This is a genomic window from Streptomyces sp. 11-1-2 (genome assembly GCF_003595545.1).
GTDB classification, from domain to species: domain Bacteria; phylum Actinomycetota; class Actinomycetes; order Streptomycetales; family Streptomycetaceae; genus Streptomyces; species Streptomyces hygroscopicus_B.
The window spans coordinates 99,162-119,576 of the sequence record NZ_CP022545.1; the positions used below are offsets into that span (position 1 = coordinate 99,162).

Sequence of the window (20,415 nt, forward strand, 5' to 3'; positions counted from 1 at the left end):
GCTGCATGGCTTCTCCTTCCAAGGGGCTGTCGCTGTACAGGGGGCGGGGGCCGCGATGCCCCCGCACCGGGTCGGCTGCGTGCCTCATCACTCCGAGCCGACGGGCACCGCCGCACGGCCGGATCCGGGCCCGCCGTCGCCCTCAAGGGCCTCGGCGGTCTCGGGGGCGCGGTGGAACAGGCTCATCAGGCCGCCGACGACCAGGGTGACCACCACACCGATCGGGACCAGCCACTGGGCGGCGATCGCCGTGGGCACGGTGGCCCCGGCCACCGTGACGTCGATCTTCACCTCGCGCACGATGTAGGTCATGACCGCGACCGTCACCACGAAGGCCACGACGGCGTCGACCTCGTTGGCGCGTCTGACGAGCCGTCCGAGGAGGAACGCGCCGAGGAGCGCGCCGTAGGTGTAGCCCGCGATGGTCAGGCCCGTGAGGTAGACGTTGCCGGTACTGGCGCTGAAGGCGCAGGCGAACACGGCCATCAGCACTGCCCACACCAGTGTCATCACCCGGGCGAGCCTGAGCAGGAACTCCTCGGACGGCGCGCTGCGGAAGAAGCTGTGGATGATGTCGGCGACCGTCGAGTTCGACATCGAGTTCAGCGCCGAGGACAGCGAGCCCATCGCCGCGCCGAGGATTCCGGCCACGAGCAGGCCGGAGACCACCACGGGCAGGCCGTGGAGGATGAAGTCCGGGTACAGGTTGTCGGAGCTGGCCAGGCCCAGCTCCTTGAAGCTCCTGCCCTGGTTGTACGACCACAGTAGGGCGCCGACCAAGGAGAACGCGGCGAACTGGACGGTGACGAAGACACCGGAGGCGATCATGGCCTTCTGGCCGTCTCGCAGGGTCCGGGTGGCCAGGATGCGCTGGACGATCAGCTGGTCGGAGCCGTGGCTGGCCATCGCGAAGATGGCACCGCCGATGATCGCGGTCGGCAGGGCGAACGGGCTGGTGAGGATGTGGGCGAGCCCGAAGTCGGTGTCGAACAGATCGAACCGGCCGGTGTGCAGGGCGTCCGCGAAGCCGGCACCGCCGACGTGGCTGGACAGCACCGCGATGGCGAGGATCGCACCGCCCAGGTACAGACCCATCTGGATGGCGTCGGTCCAGATGACCGCCTTGATGCCGCCGAGGTAGGTGTAGACGACGGTGATCAGTGTGAGGACGACGATGATGACCCGGTAGCCGGCGTGCACTCCGAACTCGTCGAGCAGGAGCTTGATCGGGATCGCGGACGCGAACAGCCTCACCCCCTCGGCCAGGAGCCGCGTGAAGACGAAGGTCACCGAGGCGAGCCCCTGCATCTTGAGCCCGAACCTGTCACCCAGGTACTGGTAGGCGCTGACGAACCCGCCGCGCTTGTAGAGGGGGATGAGCACGGTGGCCACGACGACGCGGCCGATGACGTAGCCCAGGGCAAGTTCGACGTTGCCGAAGGCCTGGCCACTGTAAGCACCGCCGGGCACGCTGATGACCGTGAGCACGCTGGTCTCGGTCGCCACCACGGAGAACGAGACCGTCCACCACGGCATGTGGCCCTCACCGACGAAATAGTCCTTCGACGTCTTCTGCCGGCCGGCCAGCCGCAGTCCGATCACCGCGATGGCGACCAGATAGACGACGACCACCACCAGGTCGAGTTGGCGCACGCTCACTCCTCAACAGCGGCCGACGATGTCGGCGGCAGGGCGGGGACGATAGGCGTCGCCCGCCTCACACGGGCGACGTGGGGTTCGTGGGGTGCCGACGCGTTCAGCGCCAGCAGGCCCGCGCCATCCAGCGGATCCCCGAGCGGGGACCGCAACTCGAGGGGGCGCGGGGAGTCGGTGAGGGCCGACCGCAGCGGACCGAGGAGCGGTTCGCCGAGGCCGGTGAGCCCACCGGTGATGGTGACGGCGAGGGCCCCGCCACCGGTTCGGCGGGCGGCGGCGAGTACGGCCTCGGCGAGCGCTCCGGCGGCGTCCCGGACGATCACGGACGCCGTCGTGTCACCCGCGGCGGCCACCCGTGCCACGTCCGGGGCGAAGGACGCGATGGTGCGGGCCTGGTTGCCGTCCCGGCTGACGGCCGAGGGCAGCCGGTCCGGGTCGCCGAAGCGCTCGACGGCGGCGGCCAGCAACGCGGTGTCCGGTCCACGTCCGTCGTGGGCACGCAGCGCTCCCCGCAGACCGGCGGCACCGATCCAGGCGCCGCCGCCCTCGTCACCGAGCCAGGGGCCCCACCCGTCTACACGGGCGTACGACCCGTCGTCCCCGATGCCGACGGCGACGGAACCGGTGCCGATCGCGAGCACCACGCCGGTGCGACCGCCCAGGGCGCCCGCGTGGGCGGTGACCGCGTCGCTGGTGACGGCCACCTCGTTCACGGGCAGATCCTCCAGAAGTGCGACGGCCAGGGCGCGGGCCGCCTCCGGTGCGGCGGCGGCCCCCGCCGCACCGACGCAGACCGTGGCAGGCCGGAGCGAGAGCTCCCGGTCCAGGAGCGGCAGGACGGCGGCGCGCACGGCGGCACGGGCCGTCGCCACTCCGTTCTCGGCGGCGAGCCCAGGAGCTCCTGGCACCTCCTGGACGGTACGGGCGGGACCGGCACCGTCGGCCCATACAACGGCACGGCAGCCGGTCTTGCCCAGGTCTACCGCTATTGCTGCTGTCATACGACGTGCCTTCGGTCGGTGGGGATCCGTCGCATCGGGCGGTCACGGGGTAGGCGGGGCATCGGTGACCGGCGCGGATCGTGGTCCAGCGAGTATCAGAAGGCCGACCTCCACATGTCAATAACTAACCTTGCGAGTTTCATTCCGTAAATTTTTGACGTTCCTGCTGCACGCGGTTAGCGTGTGGCCCAGCCACTCAGGAGGGAATGACCCATGGCCCGCCGGGAAACACCCCGCACTGCCGCCCAGCCCGCGGAGGACACCTCCCCCGCCGAGACCCTGGCGCGCATCCGCGCGGCACTCCCGTCCCTGGCCCCTTCGGAACGGCGGGTCGCCGACATCGTCCTGACCGACCCGGCTCAGGCGTCGGAGCTGTCCATCAGCACGCTCGGCAAGCAGGCCGACACATCGATGGCCACCGTGATGCGCTTCTGCCGGGCCATAGGGATCCCCAACTACCCGCAACTGCGCCTCGCCCTGGCCGCCGCCGCGGCCCGCGAGCACGCGCTCGTCGGCCAACGCCCCGTACCGGGCACCGACATCAGCGCCACAGACACACTCGGCGACATCGTCCGCAAGATCGTCTACAACGAGGTGCGTGCTCTGGAGGACACCGGGGCCGGGCTCGACACCGAGGCGCTGGGCCGCGCGGTCACCGCTGTGGCCGGGGCCCGCCGCATCGACATATTCGGTATCGGCGCCAGCGCATTCGTCGGCCAGGACCTGCACCAGAAACTACACCGCATCGGTCACCTGGCCTTCGTCTGGACCGACCGGCACGCCGCCCTGACCGCTACGGCCCTCCTCGGGCCCGGCGACGTCGCCCTGGCCATCTCCCACTCCGGGGAGACCGAGGACACGGTCGAGCCCCTCCGGGCCGCCGCCGAACGTGGCGCCACCACCATCGCCCTCACCAACGTTCCGCGCTCCACCCTCGCGCAGAGCGCGGAGGTCGTGCTGACGACCTGCGCCCGGGAGACACCCTTCCGCTCCGGGGCCACCGTCAGCCGCATCGCCCAACTCGCACTCATCGACTGCCTGTTCGTCGGCGTCGCCCAGCGCTCCTTCGACGCCACGACCGCGGCCCTGGAGAAGACCTACGGGGCCGTCCAGCGTCGCCGTCGCCCGAAGGCGCAGCGCCACACCCCCGCCGACGGCTGAACCCCCTTCCCCCAGCCGACACCGCCCCTTGAAAGGACGCCTGCGCCGTGGACCTGAGCACACTCGGCACCGAGGCTCGCAACGAGCGGACCACCGAACTGGACCGCATGCCGGTCTCCGAACTGCTCTCGGTCATGAACGCCGAGGACCAGAGCGTCGCCCTCGCCGTCCGCGACGCCCTCCCGCAGATCGGGGCCGCCGTCGAGGCGGTCTCCGAGTCCCTGCGGCGGGGCGGACGGCTCATCTACCTTGGCGCCGGCACCAGCGGCCGCATCGGGCTGCTCGACGCCGTCGAGTGCCCCCCGACCTTCGGCACCTCCCCTGAGCAGGTCGTGGGCCTGCTCTCCGGCGGCCCGGGCGCCTTCGTCGTGGCGGTCGAGGGGGCCGAGGACCAACCCGCAAGGGCGGTCGACGACCTCAAGGAGATCGGTGTGAACGACTGCGACACGGTCGTCGGGCTCGCCGCCAGCGGCCGTACTCCCTACGTCGTCGGTGGCCTGAAGCACGCCGCCGCCCAGGGCGCCGTCACCGTATCGGTCGCCTGCAACCGCGACACGGTGGTCAGCCGCTACGCCGATATCCCCATCGAGGTCCCCACCGGCCCCGAGGTTCTCACCGGATCGACCCGACTCAAAGGCGGCACCGCCGAGAAGATGGTCTGCAACATGCTCTCGACCGCGTCGATGGTGCAGGTCGGCAAGGTTTACGGGAACCTCATGGTCGATGTCCGGGCCAGTAACGAAAAGCTCGTCGACCGGGCCCGACGCATCGTCGTCGAAGCCACTGGGACCGATGCCGACACCGCCGCCGGGGCGCTGCGAGCTGCCGACGGACATGCCAAGACGGCCATCGTCATGCTGCTCGCCCGCTGCACCGCCGAGGAGGCCGCCCGGCGCCTGAACCTGGCGCACGGCGACACGCGCACTGCCATCGGCCGCCCATGACCTGAGGTGAAAAACGTGGCCGGTTCCAGACGTCGGCACCTACACCACCGCCGCCCACTGGGCCCACCGCTACCGCCACCACGGGGCAGCGGGCATGAGCCACCGCTCCAGCCGCCCCCACCACTCACCACGCCGGACATCCGCCCGCGTGGAGGAACGGGTGCTGCGCAGGCGCCGTGAACACCACATCGGCCAGCTCCAGCAGCGCCGACTGGCGCTCGCCCTGGACCAGGCCGGGAGTCGGCGGTGCGCGGTGTACGGGCCGGTCCGGTGCTCAATCGCCGCCGGTGCCCCAGCGCGACGTCAAGCCGTGGAAGCCGAGGTTGTTGTTCCAGTCGGACACCTGCGGTACAGGGTGCTCAGTGCGACCCGGGCCGTCTGGCGCACGAGCGGGTCGGCGCAGGTGCTCCGCCATCGGCCGTGTCGGAGAGGCGGGTGTCAAGACATGGGTGGGAGGTTGCACGGCCGCCCGCGGCGCTCGGGGTCTATCGTGCGGTATCGCGCCGGTCACGCAGCTGACCGTGGGAGCACGGCAACCCCACCAGCCATAGGCCATGCGGCCACAACCTCAACCGTTCCGGTGTGTGTACGGCACATTGGCCCCATCCGCGATGTGTATGAACACTTGCCTCCGACGTTCCGCGAGCCGCATCACAGACGAGGCCATGCGGCTCGATCATGAGGGGAGAGCCGCGATGACCTTCAGGCCCATCGACAGTCACCACGTCCTGAGCCGCCGATCCACGCTCACCGCGGCGGGGATCGCAGCCGTGAGCGCTCTCGGCGTGGATGGCGCGAGGCGCGGTCGAGGCACCCGAGTACGTCCAGCCGCTCGCGCCTCGCACCGGACGCCGAGCCGATCGCCGAGAACCTCCTCGACACCACCCCGGAGAACCAGGCCGCGACCTATCGACACGTCGACCGCCAACGACTCGCGACCCGCGCCATCCACACGGACCCGGCCCGAACCACCCCGCTCCCGCGCAACGGGACTTCGCTGGGCGACGTGCGCTACACCTACCAGGGGACCAGGCGCACCGTCCAGCGCTTCGTCTCCGAGAACCGGATAGCCGGTCTCCTGGTGCTCAAGGACGGCGCCATCGCCCACGAGCAGTACGCGATGGGCAACACCGAAACGACGCGGTGGACGTCGATGTCCATTGCCAAGTCCGTCACCTCTACCTTGATCGGCGCGGCCCTGGCCGACGGCGTGATCGGCGGACTCGACGATCCGGTCCTGCGGTACGTCCCCGAGCTGAAGGGCAGCGCCTACCAGGACAACACGATCCGGCAGCTGCTCCAGATGACCTCGGGCGTCACATGGATCGAAGCCGGCGCGAACGACCCCTACGGCGACAACGACATCGCGCGCATGTTCACAGGGATATACGGCAAGCAGCCGGGCGCGGTCATGGAACTCATGCGGACCCGCCCGCGGGCGGCGGCACCGGGCAGCGGATTCAACTACTCCACCGGCGAGGCCTACGTGCTCTCGGCCGTCGTCGCCAACGCGACGGGGAAGACGGCGAGCCACTACCTGTCGGAAAAGATCTGGCGCCCCCTCGGAATGGAAGCCGACGCGTACTGGATACTCGACGCGCCCGGGGGCCGGGAGATGGGCGGAAGCTGCATCCAGGCGACACTGCGCGACTACGGCCGTTTCGGGCAGTCCATCCTGACCGGCGGCGACGGAGTCCTGCCGAGGGGATGGCGCGACCGGGCCGGCCGGCCCGAGTCGAGGATCACCGACTACGGCCGCCTGTACGAGGGATCCCCGTACGGCTACGGCTACCTGTGGTGGGCCATCCCGCCCGGGATCGCCGGTGCGCGCGGCCCCGTCCCGACCTTCGTAGGGCTCAGGCACGGCGGGCAGAAGCTCTACATCAACCCCGCGGAAGGCGTCGTCACCGTGGTGTGGAGCGCTCTGCGGCCCGGGGTCGACGTAGATCCGGAGCTCTTCGCACTACTCGACTCCGTGGTCCACGCACTGCGCTGAGCCCGAAGGGCGCAGGCCCCGGCCGGCCCGAAAAGTGGCCGGGATGTCATGGGGTGGCGTGCAGCGGCGCGGCCCATTCCACGACGGTGCCGGTCGGCTCGTTCGGGCGGAGGGTGAACGAGCCGCCCAGCTCCTCGGCGCGTTGCCGGAGGTTGGCCAGGCCGCTTCGGCGGGTGACGGCCGGGGCGACGCCGTGGCCGTCGTCCGCCACTTTCAGCCGCAGCGCCGTGTCGGTGACCTCCACGCTGACGTCGACGGCGGTGGCATGGGCGTGCCGGGCCGCGTTGGACAGTGCCTCGCCGGCCACGGCCAGCATGTGCTCGGCGTGACCGGCGGGGACGTTGGTGTCCAGCAGGCCGGTCATGCGCAGCGCTGGCGCGAAGCCCAGGGCTTCGGCGGCCCTCTCCATGGCCGCCACCAGCCGGGCTCGCAGCCCTTCGCTCCGGGCCCGATCCTGCTCGCCGAGCGAGTAGATGGTGGAGCGGATGACCTTGATGGTGTCGTCCAGGTCGTCCACCACCCGCTGCACCCGCGCGCCCACCTGCGGCCGGTCGGCGAGGTGGCCGAGCGTCGACTGCAAGGTCAGCGCCCCGGCGAATAACCGCTGGATGACGAGGTCGTGCAGATCACGGGCGATCCGGTCACGGTCGTTGAGGACCAGCATGCGATCGGCGTCCTGCCGGTGCTCGGCGACCTCGAGCGCCAGCGCCGCCTGGTTGCCGTACCCGATCACCATGTCGATGACGGCGTCGGCGAAGACCGGGCCGCCCGGCACGTTGGCCACCTGCAGCACGCCCCGCACATGGTCGCGGGTACCGAGGGGGACGAGGAACTCGGGGCCCAGCTCCACGATCGCGGCACTGCCACGGGTGGCGCGCGGATCGGCGCTGACCGCGTCGCTGGTGATGGTCTCCCCGGAGGCGAAGACCTTCGCCGCCAGCGTCGCGGCGCCCAGTACCAGACCGCGCGCGTCCTCCGTGCGAGTTCCGGAGGCGGCCTCGATGACCAACTCGCCGCTCTCGCCGACCGGGATGGCCAGGGTGACCAGGTCCGCGCCGGCCATCTCCCGCAGGGTGGCGGTGAAGGATTCCAGCACCGCGGCGGGTTCGGTGCCGGACAGCAGACTTCGGGTCAGCTCATTGCTCGCCGCCAGCCACCGCTGCCGACGGCGGGCGTCGTCGTACAGCCGAGCGTTGTCGATCGCCACACCGGCCGCCGCGGCCAGGGTGCGCAGCACCGCCTCGTCGTCGGCGTCGAACTCCGCGGCGCCCTGCTTGTCGGTCAAGTACAGGTTGCCGAAGACCTGCTCGCGCACCTTGATCGGGGTGCCGAGGAAGCTGGTCATCGGCGGGTGCCCGGACGGGAAACCCACGGAAGAGGGATGGCGCGCCAGGTTGGCCAGGCGCAGCGGCTCCGGGTGGCGGATCAGCAGCCCCAGGATGCCCTCACCGCGCGGGTAGTGACCCATTTCCGCGATGGTCTCCTCGTCGATGCCGACAGTGAGGAACTGCTTGATCGTGCCTTCCTCACCCAGCACGCCGAGTGCCCCGTACTCCGCGTCGACCAGGCTGACGGCCGACTCCACGATACGCTGCAGCACCACCTCCAGCTCCAAGTCGGAGCCGATCGCGAGCACCGCGTCCAGCAGCGTGTGAATGCGGTCGCGTGCCGATCGAACCCGCGCCACCTGCTGCTGCAGGCCCTCCAGCAGCTCATCCAGCCGCAACTGGGGCAAGGCCCCGGACACCGGGGTTTCGCGGGGCTTTTGGCCGCACTCGTCCACCACAGCTGCTCCCCTTTTCCCTCGCGCCGACCGACACCAGGATGCCCGACACACGGACACGGATCGACGGCACCCGCCTCGTGTACGTTCCGCGGACGGTCGGGGATGAGCCCTGGAGTCCCGGAGGGGCTCGAACGCGGCCACCTGGCCGAGCGGGCCCCGTACGAGATTGGCGCGCGGTGTGCGTCCGACCGCCCGGGAGTCAGGGCAGACGTGGCGAGCGGCCGGACGGTGACCGACCCAGAAGTGCCTCGCGCCTGCCACGGCCTGTGGACACGGGAACACATGGCCGGACGGTCTGACCCATCGGTCCGTGGCGCTCCCGGGCGGTCAGAGGCAAGCCTCACCGTTCCGCGGCGGTCGGCGCCCGGGTCGAACGGCCCTCGGGCACCGCCCACTCGGCCCTGATCACGGCTCCGGAGAGAGCCTCAGCGGTCTCCCGGACAGGGACGTTCGGCCCCGGGCTCGAAGCGGGGCCGGCATCTAGCGTTCGTGCCCATGGAAAAGGACAAGACTGCGCGCCCCTCACGGCGGCGCACGGGAGTCCGGGATTCCCGAGGACTGCCCGCCACCGTGCCCGCCATGGTGCGCGCCCGTTTGCGCGCCGCGGTCCGTCGTCCGTCGCGTCTGTCGCCCCAGGAGACCGAGGACCGGGCCCTGCCGCTGAGACTGACCTCGCCGCTCCCCCAGTAGACGATCAGACCGCGGCGTGCGCTGACCGCCTGCCGGTTCAGCAGCTCGGATGTCGGATACTTGGCTAGGCTGGCATAGGAGGTGGCCAAGTGGCACAAAAGCTTGCGGAGTTGCGGGAGTCGCCCGAGTCCACGGCCGTTGTGGTGATCGGTGCGGGCCCGGCCGGCCTGACCGTCGGAAACCTTCTGCGGCGCAGCGGTATCGACTGCGTGGTCCTGGAACGCCGGACCCGCGAGCGCGTGGCACAGCGCCAGCGGGCCGGCATTGTCGAAACTCGCGCCGTCCGGATGTTCGACTCCTGGGGGCTGGCCGACCAAGTCCTCGGTGGCGCCCCGTCCGATGGCCTGATGGAATTCCGGGTGGATGGTGAGAGCCACTTGGTGTCCGATGACGACGACTCCGAAGGCCCCCGAGCCCGCCTCTGTCCTCAGCAGGTGCTGGTCCAGAAGCTCACCGCCGTGTACCTCGCCGATGGCGGCGACCTGCGCTTCGAGGCCGCCGACATCTCCTTGCACGACCTGACCGGCGACCGCCCGACCGTCCACTACCGCACCGCCGACGGCACTCTCCGTGCCATCACGTGCACCTTCGTCGCCGGCTGCGACGGTGACCATGGCATCAGCCGCGCCGCCGTCCCCAACGGAGCTCTCACCGCCCACACCTTCGAGCACGGCATCGGCTGGCTCACCATCCTCGCCGACGCCCCGCCCCCGGCCCGCCCCCTCCTCGCCGTCAGTCCGCACGGCTTCGCCGCCCATTTCGCCCGCGGCCCGCACGCCAGCCGCTACTACCTCCAGTGCCCGCCCGACGACCATCCCGACGCCTGGCCCGACAGCCGCATCTGGGACGCCCTGCGCACCCGGCTCGCCGACCCCGCCCTCGTCCCCGGCCCGATCACCGACCGCGAGATCTTCCGGCTCCGCAGCCTCGTCCACGACCCCATGCAGTACGGCCGCCTCTTCCTCGTCGGCGACGCTGCCCACATCGTCTCCCCCTTGGGAGGCAAGGGCATGAACCTCGCGCTCTACGACGCAGATCTCTTCGCCCGCGCCGTCCGGGACTCCGTCCACGACCACGACGACACCGGCCTGCACACCTACTCACAGCGCTGCCTCCGCCGGGTCTGGAACGACCAGGAGTTCTCCCACTGGCTGACCCGGACCCTCCACGACGCCGGTGACGACACTCACTCCGGCCCGTTCCAGCGAGGACTGGCCCGCGCCAGACTCGACCGCCTCTTCACCTCCCGCAACGCCGCCCGCACCTTCGCGGAACTCATGACGGGGCTGAACCCCGTCCCGGACGCCGGGGCCCAGAACGGCCCGGGCCCGGGAGCCGCTGCGGCGCGCGGCAAAGCGTCGGCCAGCGATTGGTGACCGAGCGTTCGCCTTCCGTGGGCTGGCAGCGGTAGGAGTCGGTGCCAGTCTATATGAGCGTGCAGCGGGCCGTGGCGGCAGAGGATCGCAACCCGTGATCGAAAACATCGTCCGGCTCGTGCAGCAGGGTGGCGGTCACCTTCCGGGGTGACCGAGCAGCACAACCCTGCGCGCGCCGGGTGTCTTCGCCTGTCAGCTCCCCGCTGGGGCGCCGGAGAGCGATAGAGCAGACAAAAGGACCGCACAGAGTCATACAGATCCTCCTCGCTACGGCTCGCGGTGCTAGGGCGTGTGCCGAAAGTGGATCTTGGATCGGCTTGGCATCTGGGGCGAACGCCTGCCTCGCAAGCTCGGCAGCGGTCGGTGAGCAGGTGCTGGTGGTAGTCGGGCATGGCAGGAGAGCTGCGGACCCCCGTGATTCCGATGGTCGGTGTGGCTGTGGGAGGTGTGTTGACGTATCTGACCAACGCACGACGCAGCGGGCAGCGGTGGCAGTACCCCTCCGGCTGTCCGCCCCGGCCGCACAGCCAGGCCGGCACCGGCACAGCGGCCGGGCCGTCTCCCACTCCGTGCCCGTCATGCCCGGTGGATACCGCCGAACACGTTCCGGGTGATCGGCTGCGTTTCCGAACCGATGGGCGACGCATTCACACGACGGAGAGGCCGAGTTGAACTCCCCCGGCGCGAGCACGGAGAACTGCGGCAACAGGGTCTCCTGGATCTCGATTGGCTTCGCGACCCCGAGCTACCAAGAGGCCCTGCCTTCATGCCCGCGTCCGGCTGCGATCACCCGATCGAGACTCCCGTTCGACGCGCACCCCTCAAGATCGGAACGACAACAACCACGGACGCTGGAACAGGTTGTTTCCCGGGACGCGGTCTTCGGGGTCAATCCGATGTGAAGAACTGGCTGCCCGCGCGTGCGCCCAACGTGGATCTCTCTGCCAGCTCGAGCCCGATCTCGGACAACCTGAGCAGGCGGTCGAGGCGCCGCGCCTCCCAGTTTTCCAGTTCGGCGGCGGGAAGCGGCTGCGTCAGGGTCCACCCTCGCAGGGCTGTTGCCAGCCCTGCGGCGTCACCGAACGCCTTGGATGTCCCCGAGGCGGTGTGGGGCCGGACCGTGCCCGCCGCATCGCCGATCAATGCCGCGTGGTCGGCCACCATGCGCCGAGAGGGGAGGTCGAGCACCGGTTGCATGAAGACGTCCGACAGGCGAATCAGTTCGGCGAAGGCCCGTGGAAGCGAGGCGTCTGCCTGGTGCGCGACCTGCTCGACGGTTTCCGGTAGCAACTCGCCCGGCGGCAGGAAGTGTGCGAAGCGTCTTCCGGAGCGGCCGGTGAGGAGTTTCGGCACGTTCGGCTCGGCGACGTTCACGTACCAGACCCAGTTGACGCGCCGTGAGCCCTCTTCCCGCTCGCCATTGTCGCCGGGAACCAGGTAGCAGAGCATTTGCATTCCGCTCGACGTGAAGAACGTGAAGCGGCCCGAGAGAAGGTCCAGCAGATCACCCGGCAGCGCGGATTCGGGTTCCAGACCACGCCAGGCTACGTAGCCGGCGTACATAGGGCGGGTGGCGGAGTCGAGCAGTTTGCGGGCGGCCGACCCGATTCCGTCGGCGCCCACCAGGAAGTTGCCACGCGCGGTATACCCGTCGGAGAACTCGGCGGTGACGTCGTGTCCGTCCACGTGTACGCGAGTGAGTGTGCTATCCAGGCGGTAGCACATTCCGGCGAGGGGTTCTCGCAGCGCACGGTAGAGAGTGTCCCATGCGGTCATGAGTTGTGGAGCCTCGTAGCGCGCGGCTTTGCCACGCGTGCGCAGTTGCTGGCGCTCGTGCAGTTCGACGCTCACCGACCGCGCTGGTACGCCCAGGCGACTCAGCAGCGCCTCGGTCTCCGGTTGCATGACGATGCCGGCGCCGCGGGCGGACGTCTTGCCCACCGACCGCTCGTACACAGCGACCTCCGCGCCAACGGCTCGCAGCTCATGCGCCGCCGCCAGGCCGCCGACGGATCCGCCGATGACCAGCGCTGTGAAGGCATTCATCTCGGGAATCACACACCTCCGCCGCCTCGCGAGTGCGGGCCTTCGGAATCGGATTCCCCTCGAGCAACCGAGTGCCCGAGGAGAGAGCGGGAGAGCCCTCAGGCAGGGTTGTGGATGCCGAGGAAAGCGCGACCGTTCGCTTCGAGCGTCCTGGCGTCGAGGCCGTGATCCAGAAGGAAGCGGACTGGGTCCGGCTGCGCCATGTCGAAGGGATAGTCGCTCCCGCACAGGATTCGATCCGGTGTGGCATGGGCTGTCAGCAGCCGCAGTACCTGGGGGTCGTGGGTGACCGTGTCGAAGTACAGCTTGGCGAACGAGTCAGTCGGCGGGCGGCCGCTCCCCTGGCGTACGTCTTCCCGTGACCGCCATCCGTGTTCCCATCGCCCGAGCAATGACGGTGCGCAGCCCCCGCCGTGGACGAAGCAGATGCGCAGGTTCGGTAGTTCCTCCATGACTCCGCTGAGGATCACCGATGCCACGGCGGTCGTGGTTTCCACCGGGTTGCCGATCAGGTTGGCCAGGTAGTGATCCTTCCACTCCGGCCGTGGCAGCTGCATCGGGTGGACGAGGACGGCCAGGTCCGCTTCGGCGGCGACAGCCAGTACCTCCCGCATGACACCGTCGCCGTAGGACTGCCCCTGGATCAAGGGCGGGACGGCGACACCTGCGATGCCCTCCATAGCGGTCAAGCGGGTCATCTCGCGACGGGCGGCGTCCACGTTGTCCACGCGGGTCAGTCCGAGTCCGACCAGGGTGCCGGCCGAGGATGAGACAGCTTCCGCGAGCCGGTCGTTGTAGGCCGAGACGTAGTCGTCCGCCTCTGACGGCGCGTGGACGGGGAAGGCGAAGGGTGGCGCTGAGACGGCGCGGGCGCCCAGGCCGACCTTCAGCGTGTCGGTGATGACCGCGTCGATGTCGGTCATCGCCGCGGTGGGGAAGAACAGCGGGTTGTCGCCCAGGTACAGCTCTCCGTCACGGTCGTTCATGCCGCCCAGGGGAGAGCCCGGTGGGAGGGAGAGCAATTCCCAAGGCAGCCAGTGCGCGTGGACGTCGATGATTCCGGCGCGGACGCTTCCCGTTACAGCCATGTCTACTCCTCAACCGACGCCTGACGGCGGGGTCGTCGTGCGGCGGGGTCAGGTCGTGGCCTGCTGTTGTTCTTGCGCTGCCCGCATGATCGCGCGACGGATGGGTTCGTAGCCGGTGCATCGGCAGATGTTGGATCCGACGATATGGTCCACGCGCTCGGGGTGATCGGCAAGGGTGGAGTCGGCCTCCAGCGCCCCGGCGGCCACCATCAGGAATCCGGGTGTGCAGAAGCCGCACTGCAACGCGTGTTCGGCGGAAAAGGCACGCTGCAGCGCGCTGGGCTCGCCGTCCGGACCGGTGAGTCCCTCCACGGTCCGGACCGACCCGCCGTCGCACTGCACGGCGAGCATCAGGCAGGAGCGTGCTGCCTCACCGTCCACGAGCACGGTGCAGGCGCCACACACACCGTGCTCGCAGCCCAGGTGGGTACCGGTGAGTTGGCAGTCCTCCCGCAGCACGTCCGCCAGGATGCGCCGAGGTTCCACGTCGAGCGGGAACTCCTCCCCGTTCACGGTGAGGGTGATCTTCATTGACTGTCTCCCTTGGTCTTGCCGACGCGAGACCGGTGGTCGTTCGCCGCCTGGCACAGTGTCCTGGCAGCCACGACGGCGATGGCATGCCGCCGGTATTCGAGGTCCGCGTACGGCTCCGCCAGAGGTGCGGCGTCCTGCTCCGCGGCAATCCGACCCGCCCGGGTGAACGGATGGTCCTCGGGCAGCCGGTACCCGTCCGTCGGCGGTCCGATCCCGACGCCGGTCAGGGCCTGCTCGGCGGCGTGCGCCCTCAGCGGCCGGTCGGCGCAGTTGACCAGTCCGATGCATGCCTCGCTGATCACTCCGTCGTGCACGGTGAGGACGGCCGCCACGGCTACCTGGGCAAAACAGAAGTGCGTACGTCGGTGCTCGATGAAGCCGACGCCGGTGTGCTCGGCGAGCAGCGGGTACCGCACGGAGGTGATCAGCTCTCCGGGGCGGCGGGCGGTCTTGAGGGGGCCGTGGAAGTAGTCGCGTGCCGCGACGGTACGGGCGCCTTCGGGTCCTTGCAGCCGGATGTCGGCGTCCAGGGCCATGGCGATGGCGCACCACTCGGACGCGGGATGTCCCCAGCCGAAGCTGCCCACCATGGTTCCCCGGGACCGGATGGGCGGGTGGGCGATGTTGACGACAGCGAGGGAGAACAACGAGCCGAGCGGACCTGGCACGGCCTGCGCGGACTCGAAGGCGTGGTGCCTGATGAGGGCGCCGACCTGCAGGGCGTTGTCAGTGATCTGCATGTCGTCGAGTTCCGGGATGCGGTTGATGTCGACGACCAGGTCGGGACGGATGCGCTCCAGGTGCATCTCTAGAAGCAGGCTCTGGCCGCCGGCCAGGACCTGGGTCTTGCGGCCCCCGTTCCCCAGAGCGTCGACGGCCTCGGCCACGGTGCGGGGTAGGACGTAATCGAAGGCGGCGGGCTTCACCGGGCCTCCTCCAGCTTCGGGGCTCGGGCCGCTCGCCACACCACATCCGGGGTGAGGGGCATCTGCAGCAGGTCGCAGTCGGCTGGCTGGAGTGCGTCGACCACGGCGTTGACGACCGCGGCCGGCAGGCCGATGCAGCCCGACTCGCCGGCGCCCTTGGCGCCCAGCGGAGAGCTCGGGCTCGGCGTGCAGGTGTCCTTGACCTCGATGGGTGGCAACTCGGTATAGGTCGGCAGCAGGTAGTCCAGCAGGCCGTTGGCCAGCAGGGGAACTCCGTTGTCGCCGTAGGGGATGGCCTCGTACAGTGCCTGGCCGATGCCCTGCAGAGCGGACCCGAATGCCTGCGCGTGGACGATGTCGGGGTTGAGCACCACACCGCAGTCGTCGACCGTCACCACCTTCAGCAGTTGCACGGTGCCGAGTTCCGGGTCGACCTCGGCCACCGCCACGTGGGTACCGAAGGGGAACTCCATCCCCGTCTCGAAGCGGTCCTCCACACGCAGGGGCCCGGTGGCCTTGACCAGCTCGCTGATGTCCATGGCGGCCGAACCGTCTTGGGCCGCGTGTACCGTGCCGTCGGACCACTCCACCTGCTCCAGGGGCAGATCCCACAGGTTCGCGGCCCTCTGCTTGGCCTCCTCGATGACCAGTTGGGAGGCATGCTGCAGCATCGCGCCCGCGACCTGCGCGGTTCGGCTGGCGAAGGAGCCCAGGCCCTGGGGCTGTTCGTCGGTGTCGCCCTCAATCAGCCGGACGCGCTGTTCATCCACGCCCAAGGTCTTGGCGACCAGCGCGGGGAACACCGTCTCGTGGCTCTGGCCGCTGGAAGCGGCGCCGCACCGCGCGGTGATCGTGCCGTCCGTGCCGACCTCGATGCTGCCGAACTCGTGGAGGCCACCCGGTTCACCGCCGGAGCGCTCGACATAGCAGGACAAGCCGATTCCCAGAGGCTTGGCGGTCGGGTCCGTCCGGCGCCGGGCCTGTTCGGCCCGCCACATGTCGTACTCGACAGTCTCCAGCGCCAGATCGAGCGCGCGTGCGTATTCGCCGCTGTCGTAGGTCCGGCCGGTGGGGGTCGTGTACGGGAAGCTCTCGGGCGGAATGAAGTTCCGGCGCCGCAGCTCCGCCGGGTCAATACCCAGCCGACGGGCCATCGTGTCCATGGACCGCTCCAGCGCGATCACCGCCTCCGGCCGCCCGGCACCCCGGTAGGGGTAGGTGAGCATGGTGTTGGTGAGGATCGAGCGGACGGTCGCATGGACCTGCGGGGTGCGGTAGGCGCCGGTCGCCATCCAGGCGGTCTGCATCGGCAGCCCGACCCCTAGGTGAGGGTAGGCACCGACATCGGCGTCGATATGGAGCTCGTAGGCGAGAAGCCGACCGTCAGCGTCGGCGGCCAGCCGCGCATGCTGGTCCTGGCCGCGGCCTCGCGTGGCGACCAGCATGGATTCCAGGCGGTCCTCGATCCACCGGACAGGCCGCTGCAGCTTGACCGCCAGGAAGGCGACCGTGACGAACTCCGGGAAGGACGCGCTCTTCGACCCGAACGCGCCGCCGGTGTCCGGGACCACTACACGTACCTGCTCTTGCGACCAGCCCAGCAGTGCCGCCAGCTCGCGCCGGAGCCGGTGGGGCATCTGGTGCCCCGACCAGACCGTCAGCCGGTCGCCCTCCGGGACGGCGAGGATCGTCCTGCATTCCATCGGGGTGGGCATCAGGAGGTTCTGGCGGTACCGGGCCTCCACCACCGCGGCCGCGTCCTGCCACACCTTGTCCTCGATGGGCTTGCCAGTCTCTCCCCGCAGGGCGATGTTGCTCAGTCCCTCGAAGAGCAGGGTCGAATCCGCGGCAGCGGCAGACGGCGTCACCATTGCGGGCAGCGGGTCGACCTGGAAGGTGACCTCGGCGGCCCCGTCCTCGGCCCGGTACCGATCCTCCCCCAGGACCACCGCGACCGCCTCGCCCGCATAGCGCACGCGTTCCTTCACCAGCGCCGGCCACTCGCGGCCGACGACCGCCTCATCCGAGGACAGTTTGGCCAGCACGGTATGCGGAACCGGAGGCAGGTCCTGCAGGGTAGCTGCCGAGTGGGCGCACGGGGGCATGTCCGTGAGGTCGGCGGCGGACCAGGCGCCCACCACGCCGGGCACTTCACGAGCCGCGCCGCAGTCCACCGCGCGCAGCGCACCGTGGCCGACCTTACTTCTCACGAACACAGCGTCGAGACAGTCCGGCACTTCGATATCGGCGACATAGCGGCCCTTCCCTGTGAGCAGTCTTTCGTCCTCGCGCCGCGTCCATTGATACACAGCTGCACCTCTAGCTGGCTCGAATTGCTGCGGGGCCAACCGGCGGTCACCCCTGAGGATGTGGGCGTTCTTATGCGGCGTCTGCCGCACAGCGCGAGGTGCGACAGCCCAAAGACCCGATAACACCCAAATTTAGCCACGATTCACGACAAAGCGCATGCATGACGCGCAGCGCGCCCGTCGAGATCTGTCAGACCTCGACGACGCGGGCCTTGATCGACGGCGTATGCGAAGGCGTCGTGACAATCGGCGAGCTGCTCCGGCACGGTGATTTCGGCGTGGGCACATTCAGCCATCTCGACGGGGAGATGGTGATTCTCGGCGGTTCCTGTTACCACTAGTGCTGTGACCGCATAGGTTCGCCGGGTTGGCGATTGGATAGGTGGGATGGGCGAAGAGGGGGCTTCCCACGAGGTCGCCGACATCGAGGCGGTCTCCGCCCACCACGGCAACAACCACGAAGTGCTCGTCGCCCACTTCTACAAGCGGGACCGGGCGCCGATGCTCGAGCTGGTCGGCACCCTGGAGTTCGAGGCGGTCAGCGGGGGCCGCCGGGTACTGGACACCCTCGGGCACGCGGGCGATCCCCCGAACCTGGCCCTGGGCGGACGGGATCGTTACCGCGTTCCGCTGCCTGATGGCCCTGCCCCACCTCACCTGACCGTGGCAAACCGCCCCGACAGCACCGAGCGGAGGCCACCGCAGTCCCCGGCCTCGTGGAAGCCGGCGCCACCTGCACGACAGCCGACGCGCACCCCTACCCGGTGCCGCCCGACGGGAAGAGTGAACACGGCATAACGGGCACATAGGGCATCCTGCCCTCTCCATTGGAGCAAATGTAATGCCCCCCCCAAGCATTTGTCCCGCAGATTTCATACACAATTCGGCATATATATTCCGGGGCCTGTCAGTGTCCTCCACATGTCCTCACATATGACTCGCCGGGCGCTCCTTGCGTCAGGTGGCGCCGCTGCGGCAGCAGCTCTTCCCCTCATCGCTCCCGGGCATGCGGCCGCATCGACGCCCGCCACCCAATCCACCAAGGCGTCGGAATTCGTCCCTGACGTGGGCCCGGGGAACAAGTTCGACTTCGACGGGGAAGCCCTTCGCTACCCGGGGAACTCCACCGTGTTCCACGTGCCACAGGACTCGCGCTTCCATCAGGCGCTGCTCCAGGTCCGCCAGGACATCGTCCACAGCCCCGTCGGCAAGCAGCACTGCCTCCTGCCCAAGAACAGCCTGCATATGACGTGTCTGAACGGGACGAACGAGAACCCGGCGCAGCGCAAGTACGGCTACTGGCCCCGGGACATGCGACTCGGCCAGACCATCGAAGAAGTGCACCAGCACTTCCTCGACAAGCTCCAGGGTTTCTCCACCGGCCTGCCCCAGCCGCTGCTGATGCGCCCGACCGAACTGGCCGGGCCCTTCGAAAAGCAGGGGCTGAGCCTGACCATGGTGCCCGCCGACGAAGCGACGGCCGCTGCTCTGAAGTCGGTCCGCGAGCGGCTCTCAGCGCTGCTGCAGATCCGGCGTCCGGACTTCGACACCTTCGAATTCCACATCAGCCTGGGGTATCCGTGGCGGAGGTACAGCGAAGGGCTGGCGACGTACGCCGAGAGCAGGCGTCTGGAGTGGTCGGCACACATCCGGGACCAGGCCCCTCAGGTGGAACTTGGACGGCTCGAATTCGTGGTCTTCAACGACATGCTCGCTTACTCCCCGTTGATGTATCTGGACAGCTAGTTAGTGCTGTAACCGCATAGGCTCCCCGGGTTGGGTCAGAGAGGGCGTCCACCCCAGCGGATGCCCTTCTCGCTGCGGATCCGGGCGCGTTCTCGGCGTTCGGCGGCCAGGACGTCGCGGTGGCGGGCGTTGGCATTGCGCCACCGCAGGTAGGCATGCAGGGCCCGGGTCTGCACGGGGTGGTTGGGGTGGTTGGAATTGGCGATGGTGAACTGCCTCAGCCCGAAGTGCGCCTCGATCGGGTTCGCCTACGAGGCGTAGGTCGGGGTGAAGCACAACTCGACCTTGTTCTTCTTCGCCCAGCGACCGATGTCGGTGCCCTTGTGGGCGGACAGGTTGTCCATGATCACGTAGATCGGTGCGCCGTCGGGCCGGGCGGCGCGGATCGACTTCAGCGCGGCCAGCGTGTTCGCGGCACCTTTCTTGCGGCGGTTGACGCCCCACAGGCGGTCGTCGCCGACCGAGTGGCAGCCGTGGAAGTAGCGCACCCCGTGGGTGCGGTGATAGGTGGCCGGCACCCGGGAGGGATGCTTCCGTTCGGCCCAGCCCGAGCCTGCGGTGGGCCGGATCCCGAGCGGGCCGAACTCGTCGAAGGCGAACACCCGGTCCGGGAAGCGGTCAAGGACCTCCTCGATCCGCTCCAGCTTCGTCTCACGGTCGGGGTCGGGGGATTCCTTCCATGTCTTGGTGCGCTGGAAGGTGACACCCCGGCGGGCGAGCAGGCCGCGTAACGCCTCGCGGCCGATACGGATCACCCGGCCGTGGACTTTCCGGAGGTAGGCGACGAGTTTGCGCAGCGACCAGTGGGTGAAAGGCTGGCCGAGCTTGGTGGGGCGGGTGGTGGCCGTCTGGACGACGAAGTCCTCGTCGTCACGACTGAGCAGGCGGGGACGGCCTCCCGCCCACCGAGGGTCCAGACAGGCCAGGCCGATCTCGTTGAACCGGTGGATCACATCGCGCACGGTGTCCTCGTCCGCCTGCACCAGCTGGGCGATCACCGGCACACGGTTCCCGCCGGCCGAGGCCAGCAGCATCATCGCGCGCCGATAGCGCACCGAGTTGGTGCTACCCCGGCGCACGAGCTGCTGCAGCCGCTGTCCCTCCTGGTCGGTCAGTCTGCGCACACGGACAGACTCGGCCACCGCGCCTCCAGCAG

15 protein-coding genes and 2 pseudogenes are annotated in these 20,415 nt (G+C 69.4%); 8 read left to right on the plus strand and 9 right to left on the minus strand.

From position 1 onward, the window contains the following. Positions 1–87: 87 nt before the first annotated feature. Both CGL27_RS00440 and CGL27_RS00445 read right to left on the minus strand, forming a co-directional pair. Positions 88–1,653, minus strand: coding sequence for a sodium:solute symporter (locus CGL27_RS00440; RefSeq protein WP_119983753.1), 1,566 nt, complete (start codon positions 1,651–1,653; stop codon positions 88–90). Between the two features lie 2 nt (positions 1,654–1,655). Beyond that, positions 1,656–2,657 (minus strand): BadF/BadG/BcrA/BcrD ATPase family protein, encoded by a 1,002-nt coding sequence (locus CGL27_RS00445; protein WP_119983754.1) that lies wholly within the window; start codon positions 2,655–2,657, stop codon positions 1,656–1,658. A gap of 213 nt (positions 2,658–2,870) precedes the next feature. Between CGL27_RS00445 and CGL27_RS00450 the strand changes: the two genes are divergently transcribed. From CGL27_RS00450 to CGL27_RS00465, 4 genes and pseudogenes are all read left to right on the plus strand, one after another. Next, positions 2,871–3,818 carry a MurR/RpiR family transcriptional regulator gene (locus CGL27_RS00450; protein WP_119983755.1) on the plus strand — a complete coding sequence of 316 codons (948 nt, stop codon included), beginning with the start codon at positions 2,871–2,873 and terminating at the stop codon, positions 3,816–3,818. 47 nt (positions 3,819–3,865) lie between these two features. Continuing rightward, on the plus strand, positions 3,866–4,762 hold the full coding sequence (murQ, locus tag CGL27_RS00455; RefSeq protein ID WP_119983756.1) for an N-acetylmuramic acid 6-phosphate etherase: 897 nt from the start codon (positions 3,866–3,868) through the stop codon (positions 4,760–4,762). Between the two features lie 20 nt (positions 4,763–4,782). After that, positions 4,783–4,901: pseudogene (locus CGL27_RS00460) on the plus strand (leucine zipper domain-containing protein); the annotation flags it as partial. 867 nt (positions 4,902–5,768) lie between these two features. Continuing rightward, on the plus strand, positions 5,769–6,758 hold the full coding sequence (locus CGL27_RS00465; protein WP_162952822.1) for a serine hydrolase: 990 nt from the start codon (positions 5,769–5,771) through the stop codon (positions 6,756–6,758). 46 nt (positions 6,759–6,804) lie between these two features. On the opposite strand, the gene CGL27_RS00470 is transcribed toward CGL27_RS00465, so the two are convergent. Further along, positions 6,805–8,541 carry a GAF domain-containing protein gene (locus CGL27_RS00470; RefSeq protein ID WP_240450928.1) on the minus strand — a complete coding sequence of 579 codons (1,737 nt, stop codon included), beginning with the start codon at positions 8,539–8,541 and terminating at the stop codon, positions 6,805–6,807. A 782-nt stretch (positions 8,542–9,323) separates the two neighbouring features. Between CGL27_RS00470 and CGL27_RS00475 the strand changes: the two genes are divergently transcribed. After that, a complete protein-coding gene (locus CGL27_RS00475; RefSeq protein WP_119983758.1) occupies positions 9,324–10,610 on the plus strand; it encodes a 4-hydroxybenzoate 3-monooxygenase in 1,287 nt (428 codons plus the stop codon). 888 nt (positions 10,611–11,498) lie between these two features. Here CGL27_RS00475 and CGL27_RS00485 read toward each other — a convergent pair. The 5 genes from CGL27_RS00485 to CGL27_RS00505 all read right to left on the minus strand — a co-directional run bounded on the left by CGL27_RS00485 (position 11,499) and on the right by CGL27_RS00505 (position 17,513). Then, positions 11,499–12,668 carry an FAD-dependent monooxygenase gene (locus CGL27_RS00485; protein WP_240450283.1) on the minus strand — a complete coding sequence of 390 codons (1,170 nt, stop codon included), beginning with the start codon at positions 12,666–12,668 and terminating at the stop codon, positions 11,499–11,501. Between the two features lie 86 nt (positions 12,669–12,754). Beyond that, positions 12,755–13,744 carry an amidohydrolase family protein gene (locus tag CGL27_RS00490; RefSeq protein WP_119983759.1) on the minus strand — a complete coding sequence of 330 codons (990 nt, stop codon included), beginning with the start codon at positions 13,742–13,744 and terminating at the stop codon, positions 12,755–12,757. Between the two features lie 48 nt (positions 13,745–13,792). Then, positions 13,793–14,275 (minus strand): (2Fe-2S)-binding protein, encoded by a 483-nt coding sequence (locus tag CGL27_RS00495; protein ID WP_119983760.1) that lies wholly within the window; start codon positions 14,273–14,275, stop codon positions 13,793–13,795. Continuing rightward, positions 14,272–15,204 (minus strand): FAD binding domain-containing protein, encoded by a 933-nt coding sequence (locus CGL27_RS00500; RefSeq protein WP_119983761.1) that lies wholly within the window; start codon positions 15,202–15,204, stop codon positions 14,272–14,274. Before CGL27_RS00500 ends, CGL27_RS00495 begins: the two co-directional genes overlap by 4 nt. Next, entirely contained in the window at positions 15,201–17,513 is a 2,313-nt protein-coding gene (locus tag CGL27_RS00505; RefSeq protein ID WP_205587571.1) for a xanthine dehydrogenase family protein molybdopterin-binding subunit, read from the minus strand. The genes CGL27_RS00500 and CGL27_RS00505 overlap by 4 nt, the downstream gene beginning before the upstream one ends. A 161-nt stretch (positions 17,514–17,674) precedes the next feature. Here CGL27_RS00505 and CGL27_RS00510 point away from each other — a divergent pair, with 161 nt between their 5' ends. The 3 genes from CGL27_RS00510 to CGL27_RS00520 all read left to right on the plus strand — a co-directional run bounded on the left by CGL27_RS00510 (position 17,675) and on the right by CGL27_RS00520 (position 19,259). Then, complete coding sequence (locus CGL27_RS00510; protein WP_119983762.1) at positions 17,675–17,854, plus strand: acetolactate decarboxylase; 180 nt, start codon at positions 17,675–17,677, stop codon at positions 17,852–17,854. Positions 17,855–17,900: 46 nt separating this feature from the next. Then, the gene (locus tag CGL27_RS00515; RefSeq protein WP_119983763.1) at positions 17,901–18,311 is read left to right on the plus strand and encodes a hypothetical protein; all 411 of its coding nucleotides are present in this window, start codon (positions 17,901–17,903) and stop codon (positions 18,309–18,311) included. 135 nt (positions 18,312–18,446) lie between these two features. Then, positions 18,447–19,259, plus strand: a complete 813-nt coding sequence (locus CGL27_RS00520; protein WP_276147919.1) for a DUF1868 domain-containing protein — start codon at positions 18,447–18,449, stop codon at positions 19,257–19,259. 35 nt (positions 19,260–19,294) lie between these two features. Here CGL27_RS00520 and CGL27_RS00525 read toward each other — a convergent pair. Further along, positions 19,295–20,401: pseudogene (locus tag CGL27_RS00525) on the minus strand (IS630 family transposase). Positions 20,402–20,415: the final 14 nt, after the last annotated feature.

Bases quoted from the DNA above. Each gene is read 5' to 3' on its own strand.
- CGL27_RS00445 (WP_119983754.1), bottom strand. From the start codon at position 2,657: ATGACAGCAGCAATAGCGGTAGACCTGGGCAAGACCGGCTGCCGTGCC.
- CGL27_RS00450 (WP_119983755.1), top strand. From the start codon at position 2,871: ATGGCCCGCCGGGAAACACCCCGCACTGCCGCCCAGCCCGCGGAGGAC.
- CGL27_RS00490 (WP_119983759.1), bottom strand. From the start codon at position 13,744: ATGGCTGTAACGGGAAGCGTCCGCGCCGGAATCATCGACGTCCACGCG.
- CGL27_RS00495 (WP_119983760.1), bottom strand. From the start codon at position 14,275: ATGAAGATCACCCTCACCGTGAACGGGGAGGAGTTCCCGCTCGACGTG.
- CGL27_RS00510 (WP_119983762.1), top strand. From the start codon at position 17,675: ATGACGCGCAGCGCGCCCGTCGAGATCTGTCAGACCTCGACGACGCGG.
- CGL27_RS00515 (WP_119983763.1), top strand. From the start codon at position 17,901: ATGGGCGAAGAGGGGGCTTCCCACGAGGTCGCCGACATCGAGGCGGTC.
- CGL27_RS00520 (WP_276147919.1), top strand. From the start codon at position 18,447: ATGACTCGCCGGGCGCTCCTTGCGTCAGGTGGCGCCGCTGCGGCAGCA.